The 14,009-nt window shown below is 62.7% G+C and carries 15 protein-coding genes and 4 pseudogenes; 17 read left to right on the top strand and 2 right to left on the bottom strand.

What is annotated here, in order from left to right; translation table 11 throughout:
- Both EOA85_RS11860 and EOA85_RS11855 read left to right on the top strand, forming a co-directional pair.
- On the top strand, positions 1-346 hold a 346-nt coding region (locus tag EOA85_RS11860), incomplete at its 5' end, for an SRPBCC domain-containing protein (protein WP_206523285.1).
- Positions 347-473: 127 nt separating this feature from the next.
- Complete coding sequence (locus EOA85_RS11855) at positions 474-1,049, top strand: dihydrofolate reductase family protein (protein WP_029351092.1); 576 nt, start codon at positions 474-476, stop codon at positions 1,047-1,049.
- 69 nt (positions 1,050-1,118) lie between these two features.
- Here EOA85_RS11855 and EOA85_RS11850 read toward each other — a convergent pair whose 3' ends face one another.
- Positions 1,119-1,868 (bottom strand): glucose 1-dehydrogenase, encoded by a 750-nt coding sequence (locus tag EOA85_RS11850; protein ID WP_127209539.1) that lies wholly within the window; start codon positions 1,866-1,868, stop codon positions 1,119-1,121.
- 47 nt (positions 1,869-1,915) lie between these two features.
- Positions 1,916-2,052: pseudogene (locus EOA85_RS11845) on the bottom strand (sugar ABC transporter substrate-binding protein); the annotation flags it as partial.
- Positions 2,053-2,452: 400 nt separating this feature from the next.
- On the opposite strand from EOA85_RS11845, the gene EOA85_RS11840 reads away from it, so the two are divergent.
- The 15 genes and pseudogenes from EOA85_RS11840 to EOA85_RS11785 form a co-directional block, all read left to right on the top strand.
- Positions 2,453-3,916 carry an FAD-binding oxidoreductase gene (locus tag EOA85_RS11840; protein WP_245485694.1) on the top strand — a complete coding sequence of 488 codons (1,464 nt, stop codon included), beginning with the start codon at positions 2,453-2,455 and terminating at the stop codon, positions 3,914-3,916.
- Positions 3,917-3,927: 11 nt separating this feature from the next.
- Positions 3,928-4,659, top strand: coding sequence for a FadR/GntR family transcriptional regulator (locus EOA85_RS11835; protein ID WP_127209538.1), 732 nt, complete (start codon positions 3,928-3,930; stop codon positions 4,657-4,659).
- On the top strand, positions 4,656-5,099 hold the full coding sequence (locus tag EOA85_RS11830) for a VOC family protein (RefSeq protein WP_065008597.1): 444 nt from the start codon (positions 4,656-4,658) through the stop codon (positions 5,097-5,099). The genes EOA85_RS11835 and EOA85_RS11830 overlap by 4 nt, the downstream gene beginning before the upstream one ends.
- 68 nt (positions 5,100-5,167) lie before the next feature.
- Positions 5,168-6,214, top strand: coding sequence for an ABC transporter substrate-binding protein (locus EOA85_RS11825; RefSeq protein ID WP_127209537.1), 1,047 nt, complete (start codon positions 5,168-5,170; stop codon positions 6,212-6,214).
- Positions 6,211-6,990 carry an ABC transporter ATP-binding protein gene (locus EOA85_RS11820; RefSeq protein ID WP_127209536.1) on the top strand — a complete coding sequence of 260 codons (780 nt, stop codon included), beginning with the start codon at positions 6,211-6,213 and terminating at the stop codon, positions 6,988-6,990. The genes EOA85_RS11825 and EOA85_RS11820 overlap by 4 nt, the downstream gene beginning before the upstream one ends.
- Positions 6,918-7,745 carry an ABC transporter permease gene (locus tag EOA85_RS11815; protein WP_127209535.1) on the top strand — a complete coding sequence of 276 codons (828 nt, stop codon included), beginning with the start codon at positions 6,918-6,920 and terminating at the stop codon, positions 7,743-7,745. Before EOA85_RS11820 ends, EOA85_RS11815 begins: the two co-directional genes overlap by 73 nt.
- A 165-nt stretch (positions 7,746-7,910) precedes the next feature.
- Positions 7,911-9,434, top strand: a complete 1,524-nt coding sequence (locus EOA85_RS11810) for a serine hydrolase (RefSeq protein WP_164759611.1) — start codon at positions 7,911-7,913, stop codon at positions 9,432-9,434.
- A gap of 160 nt (positions 9,435-9,594) precedes the next feature.
- A complete protein-coding gene (locus EOA85_RS11805; protein ID WP_127209533.1) occupies positions 9,595-10,578 on the top strand; it encodes a nucleoside hydrolase in 984 nt (327 codons plus the stop codon).
- An 88-nt stretch (positions 10,579-10,666) separates the two neighbouring features.
- A complete protein-coding gene (locus tag EOA85_RS11800) occupies positions 10,667-11,098 on the top strand; it encodes a DOPA 4,5-dioxygenase family protein (RefSeq protein ID WP_245485692.1) in 432 nt (143 codons plus the stop codon).
- A gap of 309 nt (positions 11,099-11,407) precedes the next feature.
- Positions 11,408-11,656: an aminopeptidase gene (locus EOA85_RS38895; protein ID WP_245485690.1), complete on the top strand. Its 249-nt coding sequence runs from the start codon at positions 11,408-11,410 to the stop codon at positions 11,654-11,656.
- A gap of 63 nt (positions 11,657-11,719) precedes the next feature.
- Positions 11,720-11,935: pseudogene (locus tag EOA85_RS38890) on the top strand (aminopeptidase); the annotation flags it as partial.
- Positions 11,863-12,057, top strand: a pseudogene (locus tag EOA85_RS38885) (aminopeptidase); the annotation flags it as partial. The pseudogenes EOA85_RS38890 and EOA85_RS38885, both read left to right, overlap by 73 nt.
- Complete coding sequence (locus EOA85_RS38880) at positions 11,997-12,422, top strand: aminopeptidase (protein WP_245485688.1); 426 nt, start codon at positions 11,997-11,999, stop codon at positions 12,420-12,422. The pseudogene EOA85_RS38885 and the gene EOA85_RS38880, both read left to right, overlap by 61 nt.
- A 103-nt stretch (positions 12,423-12,525) precedes the next feature.
- On the top strand, positions 12,526-12,909 hold the full coding sequence (locus tag EOA85_RS38870; RefSeq protein WP_245485687.1) for a hypothetical protein: 384 nt from the start codon (positions 12,526-12,528) through the stop codon (positions 12,907-12,909).
- 431 nt (positions 12,910-13,340) lie between these two features.
- Positions 13,341-14,009, top strand: a pseudogene (locus EOA85_RS11785) (sucrose-6-phosphate hydrolase); the annotation flags it as partial.

The following is a 14,009-nucleotide window of genomic DNA, read 5'->3' as shown; positions in this document are numbered from 1 at the left end:
GCGTAACGACGAGCTGACCGACCCGCCCGGCCAGCGCCCTGCAGGCTTTCCCGAAGAGCATCGGATGGAGGGCCGGATCACAGAGCTCAATCCGCCTTACAATCTCGCCATCACCTGGGGAAACACCGGCGGCGTTTCCTTCTTGCTGGAGCCGAAGGGCAACAATGTGCTGCTCACCGTCGTCCATCGCCGGCTGCCGGAACGCGCAATCCAGCTCAACGTCACCGCCGGCTGGCACATGCACCTCGACATGTTGGCTGCCCGCCTCGCGGGCAAGACGCCGACCTCTTTCTGGGAGGGCTGGAGCCGCCTGCGCGAAGAATACGACCGCCGCCTGCCGGCCTGACACGATCGCGTCGGCCATCCCTGAAGTCACCGCCCACCTCCACCGGCATCGGCCTTGGAGGCTCGCACACCAGCAACGAACCGACGATGAAACGTGCTTGCATTTCGCAAGCCCGATGGAGGAAGTCATGCGCAAATTGATCACCGGAATGAAGGTTTCCGTCGACGGCAAGATGGAGGGACCCGAGGGTTACGCCGATTGGGTCGACGCGTGGTCGGAGGAGTATGGGCTGACGCCGCAAATCGATGCCTGCCTGCTCGGGAGCGTCATGTACGCCGGCTACGAGCGCTACTGGAGCGCGATCCAGAATGAGCCGGACAAGCCGCTGCCAATGACCGGCAAATTGCCGACGCCGGCGGAGCTCGAATGGGCCCGCTTTGCCGAACAGACCCCGCATCATGTGCTGTCGAACACAATGACCTCAGCGGCCTGGCCAAAGACGCGCTTCATGCGGAGGCTCGAAGACATCGCTGCCCTCAAGCAGCAGCCGGGCAAGGATATCTATCTCATGGGCGGTGCGCGAATGACCGCGAGCCTTATCGATGCCGGGCTGGTGGATGAACTGCGGCTGATCGTCTATCCGCTGCTCGTCGGCGAAGGGAAGGCGCTGTTTGGAGCAACGCAAAATCGTCGTGGGCTCGAACTGCGGAAGGTTCAGCAGCTCACGGATGGGCGCGTGAGCCTGGTCTATGGAATTGGCTAAATCAGCCGGTCTTCGCAGATTTCGCAGCGCTGCCCGGCTGAAATTTATTCCTGAAAGGCGCGTCGCCGGTCAGAGCGAAACCGATAGCCCGCCGTCAACGGCCAGTACATGTCCGTTGACGTAGGCGGCAGCGTCGGAGGCGAGAAACACCACGGCTCCGCCGAGCTCCTCAGGCCGGGCCCAGCGGCCCGCCGGGGTTCGTGTCTCGACCCATCTGGTGAAGGCCTCGTCGCTCATAAGCGCGGTATTGAGCTCGGTAGCGAAATAGCCGGGCGCGATCGCGTTGACGGTGATGCCGTGACGGCCCAGCTCAGCGGCCGTGGAGCGTGTCAGCCCGTGCAGCCCCGCCTTTGCCGCCACATAGGCGTGAATGGTGGGACGGCCAAGTATCGCTGCAACCGATCCGGTGTTTATTATGCGCCCGAACTTGTTTGGCAGCATCAGGCGCACCGCGTCGCGCATCATGCGGAAGCAGGCCGAGAGGTTGACGGCAATCACATGGTCGAAATCCTCGTCCTGCCATTCGACCAACTGACTTCGATGCTGGATGCCGGCGTTGTTGACCAGAATATCGAGGCGGCCGTGGCGTTCGACGATTCCTTCCAGCGACGCCCTTGAGATCGCTGCGTCGGTGACATCGAATGGCAGCGCTTCGGCCCCGATGCTTTCGGCCGCTGCGGCGAGGGCGGCCGGATCGCGGGCATTGACGATCACCGTCGCGCCGTTTTCCGCAAGTGCCTTGGCCATTGCGAAGCCGAGACCACGCGAAGCACCCGTGACCAACGCGACACGGCCGTTGAGCGAGAACAATTCCGACATTGATATCCCCTAGGAAAAGGGCGGGAGTTTTCTCCCGCCTAATAGCGCTATTTGGCGATGCAGGTATCCGCTGTCTCCGGATTGCAAATGTCAAGGCCGGTGTAGGTCGGGTCGGCCGGCGGAGCCTTGCCGTCCTTCAGCGCCACCATCGTTTGTAGCCCATTTCGAACGGCCGCTGGCCGACCTGGCCAAGCGAGAAACCTTCCTACACAATCCTTATTCGAAGGAGACCGGCATCCATTGTTGGAGGGGGGCAGGTCACCCCTGAGCAGATCGTCACTGCGCCGGCTTCGAATGGAACGAGCTTCGGTTCCGACTATCCAGGGTCAAAGGAGAGATGTCCCGCTGGTCTTGACCGACCGGGCTTTTGAGGATGCGAAAGATCTGGACCATGTTCAGGCCGAAAAAAACAGTTCCAGGCGATCAGGTTAGAGCATCGGCTCCGGCCGGCTATAAAGTAGCATTTTTCGAGGGGGAACAGTTCAGGCGCGGGCGTGGATTGCGGGGTGTGCCCGCGGACTTCGCCACCGAAGTAATGACCGCCCACCGAGAGAATGGGACTTGCCAAGTTGTAGGATGACCGTATGATCAGACCCATGGCTACGGATCACCCATCCCTTCGACGCAAAGCTTTTGGCGCAATTGAACTGCCTGCGCAGTTGGCGGCTGAGGCGCTGATAGACGGACAGTCGCCGCTGGCAGAGCGCTACCTCACCGATTGGGGCCGCGACAGGCGCGGAAGTGCCCGCTTCATCGTGCGTCCAGGATCCGTGGAAGACGTCCAGGCGTTTGTGAGATGGTGCTCGCAGAGCGGTGTCGCCATCGTCGTGCAGGGTGGCAATACCGGACTTGCCGGCGGCGGGATTCCGGACAATTCGGACTACGCAGTGCTGTCGCTTGAGCGTCTCAACCGGATACGGGCTGTCGATCCGCTCGACTTCACGCTGCAAGCGGATGCCGGTGCCGTGCTGCAAGACGTCAAGGACGCCGCTGAAGCATCCGACATGACCTTCCCTCTCGCGCTTGGTGCGCAGGGATCGTGCACGATCGGCGGCAATGTCGCGACCAACGCCGGCGGTATCAACGTGCTGCGCTACGGCATGACGCGTGACCTGGTGCTCGGGCTTGAGACAGTCCTGCCGGACGGCACACTGTCGAACGGCATGAACGGGCTGCGCAAGGACAATCGCGGCTACAGCCTGAAGCAATTGATGATCGGTTCGGAAGGAACGCTCGGGGTCGTCACGGGCGTCGAGGTAAGGCTCTCGCCCCGGCCGACGCAGGTCGAGACCGCCTATGTCGGACTGGGCAGCTTCCGCCAGGCATGCGAACTGTTCCGGATGGCGCGGCATTTCTGCTCCGACCTTCTCAGCGCGTTTGAGGTCATCGGCGAGGAGTGCCTGCCGCTGGCCCATCTCATCGATCCGAAGCTGCGCTCACCGTTGACACAAGAATGTCCGGTTCATGCGATCGTCGAACTCGCCTGTGGGCCAGGGATAGACGCCGGCGGACTTCTTGAAACGATGCTGGCGCGCGCCCTTGAGACCGACCTGATCAAGGACGGTGTCGTCGCGCAAAGCCGCTCCCAGGCCGCCGCATTCTGGGCCATCCGTGAGGGGCTGGTCGAGGGGCAGGCGCGGCGCGGCTTTCATGTCCGCACCGACCTCTCGGTTCGCCTCAGCCAGGTGCCGAAGCTGATCGAGCAAGCACGCGCGTGCATCGTGCGCGAGTGGCCAGGCTGGACATCCCTGGCCTATGGCCACGCGGGCGACGGGAACATCCATTTCAACGTGCTGCCTCCCATCGATTGCGACCCCGGCGAAGCGAGGATCGTAGGTCAGGCGGTTTTGACCCGACTCTATGAACTGGTCGGCGCGCTCGGCGGCTCGTTCAGTGCCGAGCATGGCGTCGGTCGCAGCCGCAGTCACGTGTTCTGGGCCAGCCTGTCGCAGCGCGAGCGGCAGCTTCATACCGCGATCAAAGCAGCTTTCGATCCGGCAGGCCTGTTCAATCCGACATGTCTCATGCCTGGTCCGGGCGATTTGTAGGGGAAAGCCGCATGAAGCAGCGTTCATCCATCATAGGCAGCGTGGAGGCGCTTCCGCATCGCGTCGCTTCGCATCTGAGCCGCGAGATCGAGGGCGGCGACATCATCCCGGGAGCCCGGCTTCCCACCGAAAGCCAGCTCGCCGACAAGTTTGGCGTCAGCCGCAATGTTGTCAGGGAAGCGATCGCGCAGCTTCGCGCCGATGGCATGATCGAGGCGCGTCAGGGCGTGGGCGCATTCGTCATGGCGCCGGAACAGCGGACAGCTATCCGGATCGACCGTGAAGCACTGAAAGACCAGCGCAACATGGAGCAGCTGTTCGAGCTGCGCAGCATTCTGGAGACCGAATCCGCCACCCTGGCCGCAGCGCGCTGCGCATCCGATGATCTTGCCGCAATCAAGGCTGCGCTGGACCGCATGGGTGGCGAGGAGCGCTGGGAGGATGGCAGCATCGAGGCCGATCTGCTTTTCCATCGGGCGATCGCCCGGGCCACCGGCAACGGCTACATCTACACCTTCATTTCCTTCGTCTGCGAGCAGATCCGCCAGTCGATCCACTATGCCCGCCTCACCAATCCGCTCCACGACCTGGTCGAGGTCAACGTCGCCGAGCACGTGCGAATCTACGACGCGCTCGCCGCGCATGATCCGCAGGCTGCCGGCGAGGCGATGCGCCGGCACATCGATGGCGCGGCATCGCGGGTAGGCGTCGAACTCACCGCGAAGATCAATCGAGGCAAATGACCATGTCGCTCGGGCAGACCAAGGCAATCACCGATATCTGCCTGCTTGTGGAGGATATCGATCGCACCATCGACTTCTACACGCAGAAGCTCGGCTATCGGATCAGACGCCGGGCCGAGGGCTTTGTCGATTTTCATTCCGGGCGCGTGACGCTCGCCGCATGGGAACTGGATCACATCAATCGCCACTGCGGCGTCTCGAATGTCCGCTCACCGAAGCAGGCGCACAAGGCATGTGTCGCCATGGAACTGGAAAGCGCCGGCGAGGTCGACCGGCTCTATGCCGAACTGTCGGACAAGGGAGTGCCGTTCGTCGGGCCGCCCGGCGACTATGTCTGGAACGCGCGCTGCGCCTACTTCCACGACCCGGATGGGACACTGTGGGAGCTCTACGCCTGGACCGGCGCGGGACCGGGCGACTATCACGACACGCAAGTGTGATCCGATCGCGACGGCCTCGCAAGAAGGGCCGCGCGGCATGCAAACAAGTCCAACAAAGGAGCAAGAAGATGAGTGGGAACACATCGCAGTGGAATCGCAGATCGATCCTGAAGGCCGGCGCCGCCGGCCTGGCGGCTTTCGGGCCGGGACTTCAGCTGTTTGGCGCCAGCGCCTCGGCAGCCGCCAAGCTCGTCGTCCAGTATGACTGGCTGATGTCGAATGGCCAGATCGGCGATGTCGCAGCCGTCGCCAATGGCTACTTCAAAGAGGCCGGGCTCGAAGTCGAGTTCAGCCCCGGCGGACCGAACGCCGCCACCGTGCCGCCGGTGGTGTCCGGTGCCGCTCAGCTCGGCCAATTTTCCGAATCGCCTCAACTCTATGCCGCGCGGGCGAGCGGCGTTCCGATAAAGATCATCGCCTGCGGCTATCGCACCGGGCCTTATGCGCTGACGTCGAAACCGGCGAAGCCGATCCGGTCGGTGGCGGACCTGAAGGGCATGCGGATCGGCACGCAGCCGACCGCGCGTTTCGCCATCGACGCGATGCTCGCGAAGAACAAGATCGACCCTTCCGAAGTCACCATCGTCAATGTCGGCTTCGACAAGGCGCCGCTGGTTCGTGGCGACGTGGATGCGATCGGCGGCTGGATCACCAACACGCAGGCGCTCAGCGTCGTCGGCGATGATCGCATCGATCTTCTGTTGTCGGAGCTGGGCCTGGCGTCCTATGCCGACGTGTATTTCGCAACCGACAGCGCGATCGAATCCAATTCCGAGATCCTGGCGAAATTCATCGGCGCGGTTGCCAAGGGGTGGGGCTGGGTCCACGCCAATCCCGAACAGGCGGTCGACAAGCTCGTCGCTGCCTATCCCGAGATCGACGCAGGCTGGGAAAAGAAGACGATCCCCCTGGTGCTGAAACTGTCGTTCGACGACAACACGAAAAAGGATGGATGGGGCACCTTCGATCCTGCCTCGATCGAGAGCCAGATCGCGCTGCTTGACCAGATTGGCCAGTATCCGAACGGCAGGCCGAAGGCCGAGGACGTCTATACGACTGAGATTCTCGAACTCAGTGCGGCTGAACGGCCGAAGCTCGGCGCGCCTGCCTCTTGATGGCCGCGCCGGCCATCGAAACTTCCGGGCTCGACGTCGGCTATCCCGGCCGGCACTCGCCCGTGACGGTGATCTCCGGTCTCGAACTGACAGTCGAGGCCGGGACGTTCCTGTCCATCCTCGGGCCTTCGGGGTGCGGAAAGTCGACGTTTCTGCGGGTTGTCGCCGATCTGCTGGCGCCACTCGGGGGCACGATACGCGTGATGGGCGAAACGCCGTCGGCGGTGCGCTCCGGCCGCGGCGTGGGCTTTGTCTTCCAGGACTCGACCCTTTTGCCGTGGCGCACGGCGCGCGAGAATGTGCGGCTGCCGATCCAGGTGGGCCGCCGCAGCCTGTCGCGCATGATAGACGACCGGGCCGACGAGCTGCTCGAACTCGTCGGCCTGTCGGCGCTCGGTGAGCGCCTGCCGCATGAGCTTTCCGGCGGACAGCGCCAAAGGCTGGCGATCGCCCGGGCGCTGCTTGGCGAGCCACGTCTGCTTCTGATGGACGAACCTTTTGGCGCTCTTGACGAGATCACCCGCGATCGCCTCAACGACGAACTGCTGAACCTTTGGCGGCGGACCGGAACGACCGTGCTGTTCGTCACGCATTCCATTGCCGAAGCCGTCTATCTCGGGCAGCGCGTAATCGTGCTTGCGGCCCATCCCGGACGGATCGTCGTCGACCACGACCTTCGTCCGCTGAAGGGGCCGGAGAACAGATGCTCGCGCGAGGATCCGGCAATCGTCGCGGCGATGGCCAGGATGCGCTCCGCCCTTGGGGCGGCCTCGTGAACCGCGGCGCGCTTTCGCCGTTCGCACAGACCGTGCTGCCGATCCTCGGCGCCGGCTCGCTCATACTCGCATGGCAATTCCTGCTGCCGCTCGCCGGCGTGCCGGCATATATCGTTCCGACGCCGACCGCGATAGCGGGCGTGTTTGCCAGGAACGGCTCACTTCTCCTGTCGAACCTCTGGCCGACGGCCATCGAGGCGCTCTCCGGCTTCGTCCTCGGCAATCTCGCCGCAGTGCTGCTGGCGATCGTCTTCGTGCACAGCCGTACGCTTCAGGCAGCCTATTTTCCGGTCGTGCTGTTCTTCAATACGATCCCGGTGCTTGCGCTGGCCCCGGTCGTCATCCTCATCTTTGGCCTCGGCATGCTGCCCAAGATCGTGATCGCTGCAGTGATCTGTTTCTTTCCAACGCTCATCAACATGATCCGGGGGCTGGAATCGGCGAGCCCCAGCGAGCACGAGCTGTTCCGCGTGCTGTCGGCGACGCGCTGGGAAATATTCTGGCGTCTGCGCCTGCCGCGCGCGCTGCCAATGCTTTTCGCCTCGTTGCGGATCGCCTCGGCGACCGCGGTGATCGGCGCGATCGTCGGCGAATGGATCGGCTCCGACAAAGGTCTCGGCGCGCTGATCATCCAGGCGACCTTCAACTATCAGTCCGACCGGCTCTACGCCGCCATCGTGCTCTCATCGCTGTTGTCGATCGGGTTCTTCATGACGGTCGTCGCGGCTGAGCGGTGGTCGGTTCGATACCGTTGACCGGCTGGCTCCCAGGGATGGCCGCTTGGCGTCGCACTGCGGACTTCGCTCTAGCCGCCCAGGCGAGGGTTGGCCTTTCCTGCGTCGGCCTGTAGTATGGCCAGTGCTTGCAGGAGATGGGGGAGCTCGAGCGTGGGCCTGGGTCGGAATTTCCGCCGTTGGGGGATGCGGGCCTTCATCGCCGTCATGGTGCTTTCGCCGCATGCGGCGTCGGCCGACACCATTACGCCTGACCGGATCGCGGCAGCCCTGTCGAAGCTCGAGGCACTCGCTAAAGGCGTCGTCGCGGATGGCGGGGTGCCTGGTCTCGCCATCGGAGTCGTCCATGACGACAAGGTGGTCTTCCTCAACGGTTTCGGGCATCGCGAGGCCGGCAAACCGGAGGCCGTCGATGCCGACACGGTGTTCCAGATCGCCTCGCTCTCCAAGCCGGTCTCAGCAACGATAGTGGCGGCACTGGTCAGCGACGAGATTGTTTCCTGGGATATGAAAATCGCCGATCTCGATCCGGCCTTCCGGCTGTCCGAACCCTATCCGACCAGCGAACTCACGGTTCGCGACCTGTTTTCGCACCGCAGCGGACTTCCCGGCACCGCCGGAGACGAGCTCGAGGACATTGGCTATGACCGCGCGGAGATACTGCGCCGTCTGCGGTTCGTGTCGCCATCGTCGAGCTTTCGTGCCGGCTACTCATACAGCAATTTCGGACTCACCGAGGGTGCCGTCGCGGCCGCGAAGCCGACGGGCAAGCCCTGGGAGGAGATCGCCGAGGAGAAGCTCTACGGTCCGCTTGGAATGGCGTCGACCAGCTCCCGTCATGCGGACTTCATCAAGCACGCCAATCGCGCCGCGCTCCACGTCAAGGTCGATGGCGTCTGGGCCGCGAAGGTAAAGCGCGATCCGGATGCGCAGTCGCCGGCGGGCGGCGTTAGCTCCACGGCACGCGATCTCTCGCAATGGGTGCGCCTGGTGCTCGGCAATGGCGTCTATGACGGCAAGCCGCTCATTGCCGCCGATGCGCTGGCTCAGACGCATGTGCCTTTGATGACGCGAGGCAAGAACCCCGTCTCCGGCGGCGAGTCCTTCTACGGCCTCGGCTGGAATGTCGAATTCGGCCGGCACGGTCTGAGCTGGGGCCATGCCGGCGCGTTCAGCGTCGGCGCCCGCACGCTGGTGACGCTTTTTCCCGAACAGAAGCTTGGCATCGTGATCGTTGCCAACGCCTTTTCAACAGGGGTGCCGGAAGGGCTGTCCGACAGCTTCGCCGATCTCGTCTTTGATGGAGCGGTCGAGAAGGATTGGGTCAAGGCATGGGACGATACCTACGCGAGCCTGTTCGGCCCGGCAATCGCGGCGGCCAAGGCCACCTATGCCGCGCCACCGTCTCCGGCAAGGCCGGCCGGGCCGGCCAGTGCCTATGCAGGCCGTTACGTCAACGACTTCATCGGCGATGCGGTTGTGTCGAGTGCGGGGGATGCTCTTGTGCTCAAGGTCGGGCCGGCCGGCGCGCGGTCCTATTCATTGACGCATTTCGACGGCGATCTGTTCGTGACCTTCCCGGACGCCGAGACGCCGGACAGGCCATCGGGCGTAGGCTTTGAGATCGGCCCCGATGGCAAGGCGTCGGCCGTGACCATAGAGTTTCTCGACGATAACAATCTCGGCACGCTGCGGCGCGTTGGTGATTAGGGTCAAATGTTGGTGAGACGGTTGTCGGCTTCGCCGAGACGGAGCCGGGGGCCGCGCCGGCGTTCGCGATGCGGCGCTCAGCTCCGCGCCGATTGACAACCTTGAACAGCCGCCCATTCTGTAATCGCCACAGACCCGGCCGGACAGAAAGGCGCTATCCATGGAAAAGATCATTCTGGACTGCGATCCGGGGCACGACGATGCCATCGCCATCCTGCTGGCGGCCGGCAACCCGAACATCGACCTTCTCGGCATCACCACGGTTTCGGGCAACCACAATGTCGAGAACACCACGCGCAATGCGCTGGCCGTATGCACGGCTTACGGCATCAAGGTGCCGGTCGCGAAGGGCTCGCCCGGCCCGCTCATCATCGACCAGGTGCTGGCCGTCGAGATTCATGGCGATACCGGGCTCGACGGCCCCGTGCTGCCGCCCGCCTCGTTCGAGCTCGACAGGCGGCATGCCGTCGACTTCATCATCGACACGGTCATGGCGCATGAGCCGAAGACCGTCACGCTGGTACCCGTCGGCCCCTACACCAACATCGCACTCGCCGCCCGCAAGGAACCGCGCATCATAGAGAGGGTGAAGAAAATCGTCGCGATGGGGGGAAGCTATACCAGGGGCAACATCACGCCGGCGGCGGAATTCAACGTCTATGCCGACCCGGAGGCGGCCGACGTAGTGTTCCGTGCCGATTGGGACGTCACCATGGTGGGGCTCGACCTCACGCACCAGGCGCAGGCCACCCCGGAATTGCAGGATAGGGTGCGCGCCGTCGGCGGCCGGATCGCCACATTCATCCTCGATATCCGGGAGTTCATAGCAACCACGCATGGCGGCCTCCTGCAGATTGCGTATCCCGCCGTCCATGACGCATGCTGCGTCGCAGCCATGATCGACCCGAGCGTCTTCACCACCGAGAAGGCCGATATCCGCGTCGAGATTGCCGGCCGGTGGACCAAGGGCATGACGGTGTGCAATTTCGAGAAGATGGGTGGCATGCATCATTTCGGCGGCACGGCGAGCGAGCAGACCGACTTCCGCCACACTGTGGCGATGAAGCTCGACCATGCGAAATTCTATGACCTGATCGTCGATGCGCTTGAGCGCCTCACCGTCGCAATTCCAGGAAAAGTGTGAAACGGTTTTCCGTCCGCAATTGCGGCAAAGAGAGCTAGGCGCGACAATCACTCAATGGAACATCGGGGCATCGAAGGGGAGCAGTAAAGTGAACGAAAAAGCCAGTCCCAGTTCGTCCACCCCAAGGCAAATCGCGGAGATCGCCAGCTATCACGCCCATGTCTACTATGACGGGCCGGCCGAGCGGCAGCATGCCGAATGGCTGCGCCTGCGCATCGGCGAACGTTTCCGCGTGCGCCTGGGCAACTGGCGCGACGAGCCGGTCGGCCCGCATGAGCAGGCCATGTACCAGGTCTCCTTCGCCACCGAGATTTTCGCTTCGCTGGTTCCGTGGCTGATGCTGAACCACGGCGGCCTGAGCATCCTCATCCATCCGAACACGACCAATCCCAAACGCGACCATCTGGTCGATCCGATCTGGATTGGCCGGCCTCTGGCGGTGCACGGCGAAGTCCTCGGCGAGGACGATGAGGCGGAAGAGGCGCTGGAAGTGAATACGGAGCCGACGCTGAGGGCGTAGGGGGCAATCGCATGTGGCGCTCCCCCTCTCCGTCCGCTACGCGGCCACCTCTCCCCCACTCTGTGGGGGCGACCAAGCTTTCCAAGGTCGCGACCCCGACGGTTAGCGTTTCCTCGCCCCCATGAAATGGGGGAGAGGTGGCCGCGTAGCGGACGGAGAGGGGGCTGCGCTGTCAAATGCGATTCCCAACTAACCAAAGATAACTGCCTGCTTGACGAAAATCGGTGCGCCTGTGAGAGCAAGAACTCCATGGGGGATGAGCAGGCGGTGGGCAAACGGTGAAGTGCGTTCTTCGAACCCGCGGCGACCATGGCGTTCGGGGTGAGCGGCTGCACGAGCATCTCCTATTACGCTCAGTCGCTGGAGGGGCATGTGCAGATCATGGCGGCGCGCAAAAATGTTGGAAAACTGATTCGTGACCCTTCGACGCCCAAGGCGTTGCGCAGCAAGCTGACGTCGGCGAGCGCCATAAGACGGTTTGCGACAGATGAACTGTCCCTGCCCGACAACAGCAGCTACCGCAGCTATGTCGACATCCACCGGGACGCGGTGATCTAGGCCGTTTTTGCCGCGCGGCAATTCTCGCTTGCGCCACGCACATGGTGCTTTCCGGTCTTCGGCTGCGTACCGTACCGGGGTTACTTCTCCCGGAAATCCGCGACGCAAAGCGCTGTCGAGCTTCAGAGGCAGGGGCTCGACGTCTATGTCACAGGCATCACCGCCTATTCCACGCTGGGCTGTCCAGTGACCCGCTGCTCAGCACCATGCTCGCTCAGGACGACACCTATCTCGGAAGCCTTGTCTTCCATGAACTGGCGCATCAGCGCCTCTATGTGAGTGGCGATTCCGCATTCAACGAGGCTTTCGCGGTTGCCGTCGAAACCACCGGCACAAGGAAATGGCTCCGCGCCGCCGGCGACCAGGCCGGGTTGCGTCGCTACGAAGCCGGCCGCAAGCGCAGCGCCGATTTTCTCAGGCTGGTGGCGAAAACGCGCGACGAGTTGGGCAGGTCTATGGAAGTCCCCGTACCCCGCAGCAGATGGCGGCTGCCAAGGCAGCCACGATCGAGAGACTGCGGATGCGCTACCGGCACATGCGAGACAGGCGCTGGGCAGGATACCGGGGATATGGCGCCTGGTTCGATCAGCCTATCAACAACGCAAAGCTCGCCGCGACGTCTGTCTACGGCGAACAGGTTCCGGCATTTCTTCGCTTGTTCGACCTGTGTTCCGGCGACTATCCGAGGTTCTACGCTTCCGTTCGACGGATCGCGGACAAACCGTCCCGTGGAGAAGCGCTGAAGGCTGCGGAGAGCTGTGATTGAGGTGAGCGGGATGGTGGCCTGAGCATCCTTATCCACCCCAACACAACCAATCCCAAGCGCGACCATCTGGTCGATCCGATCTGGATCGGCCCGACCGCTGGGCGTGCACGGCGAGGTGCTTGGCGAGGAGAACGAGGCGGAAGAGGCGCTGGAGGTGAATACGGAGCCAACGTTGGGGGGCGTAGGGGGGCGCGAAAATCGCGTGTGCCTGCAGTGCAGCATGACCGGCCGCTTTGCGCCGCATGTCGGCCGTCCAATCAGTCGCTTGTCTTGCCAAAAGCTGCCGTCGGTACGACGGGTCGGCGATGACCTAACCACAGGCACCAGCATCGAGATGCGATTATGGAAGAAATCGGCTTCTGCCTTCTGGGCCTGTCACGGCGGGTCGATGTCTGCAGGAATCACAATCTGGGCGTTGGAATCATCCGCGGCGGCCGAGCTTGGTTTGAAAAAGCAGGAGCGTCTGGCGGTCCCCGATAGATGTTAAGCGCACGTGGCTGGTCGGTGGATATCGTCAAGCTTGCCGGAACTGATCGATCGCGGCCGGCCTCGACTGCGCGGGGTCTGGCGTGGCGCCAAAACGTTCAACATGGCGTAGCAGGCAGCCCCCCAAATTATCGGCGAATTAGGGTTTGCGCGAAATGACCGGACAAGTGAGCAGGCGTCAGGGTAATCCGAGCTCTCGCGTCAGCATTGCACTAGCGCGGGTCCAGTTAAGTCTAATTGCAACCTAGGTAAGGAAGACCTGGGCTGCACAAGAAAGTAGACGCAACTGTTGATAACGTCAGCCTTTAAGCCCGCAACCCTTTGGGACGAATCCTCAAGCGCTGTCTTTCGCGTTATACGGGAATGTGGTTTGCGGTAGAAATGGGAAAATGTTCCCGTTATGTTCGCTTTTGAACTGATGGGGAGACATCTATGGCGAAACCATACGCTTTGGAAATAGCACGGTTGCAAGAGACTCTTCGGTGGGCTCTCGCTACCGATATCGAAAATCTGAAAAACGCCGTCAAGACTGCCGGCTCGTCGCCGTTGTCTGCCATTGGATCCGGAGGCTCACTCACGGCCGCGCACGCGCTCGCGGCGTTGCACCAATTATTTGCTGGCAAGCCCGGCCTCGTTCAAACTCCACTCGAAGCGGCGAATGCAAAGCTGGACACCTCTGTCAGCCAGTGGTTGTTGAGCGCTGGCGGAAGCAATGTCGATATCAACGCCGCCGCAATTTCCCTGATTGAAAGAGAACATCGCCAAATCGCAGTGATGTGTGGCCGACCCGGCAGCCCGATCACCGAGATTTGCTGCCGTCATCCTTTTGTTGACCTGATGTTGTTTCCGCCACCTGCAGGCAAAGACGGTTTCCTCGCGACGAACTCCCTGGTGGGATTTTCTACCCTGCTTGCTCGCGCGTACATTGCAGTCTTCGACTCAACGGCGTCCTGGGATAACGTTATCTCTATCGTCCAACCCTATTCGGACAGCAGCTCTAGCCAGGTGCAGAATTGGCGGAACGCTGCCGAGAGAATTTGGGGTCGGCCCGCCACCATCGTGCTATACGGACCTTCCACGAAGGTTGGCGCGGTCGATCTG

It is taken from the genome of Mesorhizobium sp. M5C.F.Ca.IN.020.29.1.1 (genome assembly GCF_003997375.1).
GTDB classification, from domain to species: Bacteria; Pseudomonadota; Alphaproteobacteria; order Rhizobiales; family Rhizobiaceae; genus Mesorhizobium; species Mesorhizobium wenxiniae.
This window is presented reverse-complemented; position numbering and strand designations above follow the sequence as displayed.

What these genes read in the sequence shown, in the direction of transcription:
- EOA85_RS11855 (WP_029351092.1), top strand. Translation starts at nt 474, where the DNA reads ATGCGCAAATTGATCACCGGAATGAAGGTTTCCGTCGACGGCAAGATG.
- EOA85_RS11850 (WP_127209539.1), bottom strand. Translation starts at nt 1,868, where the DNA reads ATGTCGGAATTGTTCTCGCTCAACGGCCGTGTCGCGTTGGTCACGGGT.
- EOA85_RS11840 (WP_245485694.1), top strand. Translation starts at nt 2,453, where the DNA reads ATGATCAGACCCATGGCTACGGATCACCCATCCCTTCGACGCAAAGCT.
- EOA85_RS11835 (WP_127209538.1), top strand. Translation starts at nt 3,928, where the DNA reads ATGAAGCAGCGTTCATCCATCATAGGCAGCGTGGAGGCGCTTCCGCAT.
- EOA85_RS11830 (WP_065008597.1), top strand. Translation starts at nt 4,656, where the DNA reads ATGACCATGTCGCTCGGGCAGACCAAGGCAATCACCGATATCTGCCTG.
- EOA85_RS11825 (WP_127209537.1), top strand. Translation starts at nt 5,168, where the DNA reads ATGAGTGGGAACACATCGCAGTGGAATCGCAGATCGATCCTGAAGGCC.
- EOA85_RS11815 (WP_127209535.1), top strand. Translation starts at nt 6,918, where the DNA reads ATGCTCGCGCGAGGATCCGGCAATCGTCGCGGCGATGGCCAGGATGCG.
- EOA85_RS11810 (WP_164759611.1), top strand. Translation starts at nt 7,911, where the DNA reads ATGCGGGCCTTCATCGCCGTCATGGTGCTTTCGCCGCATGCGGCGTCG.
- EOA85_RS11805 (WP_127209533.1), top strand. Translation starts at nt 9,595, where the DNA reads ATGGAAAAGATCATTCTGGACTGCGATCCGGGGCACGACGATGCCATC.
- EOA85_RS38895 (WP_245485690.1), top strand. Translation starts at nt 11,408, where the DNA reads ATGGCGTTCGGGGTGAGCGGCTGCACGAGCATCTCCTATTACGCTCAG.
- EOA85_RS38880 (WP_245485688.1), top strand. Translation starts at nt 11,997, where the DNA reads ATGGCTCCGCGCCGCCGGCGACCAGGCCGGGTTGCGTCGCTACGAAGC.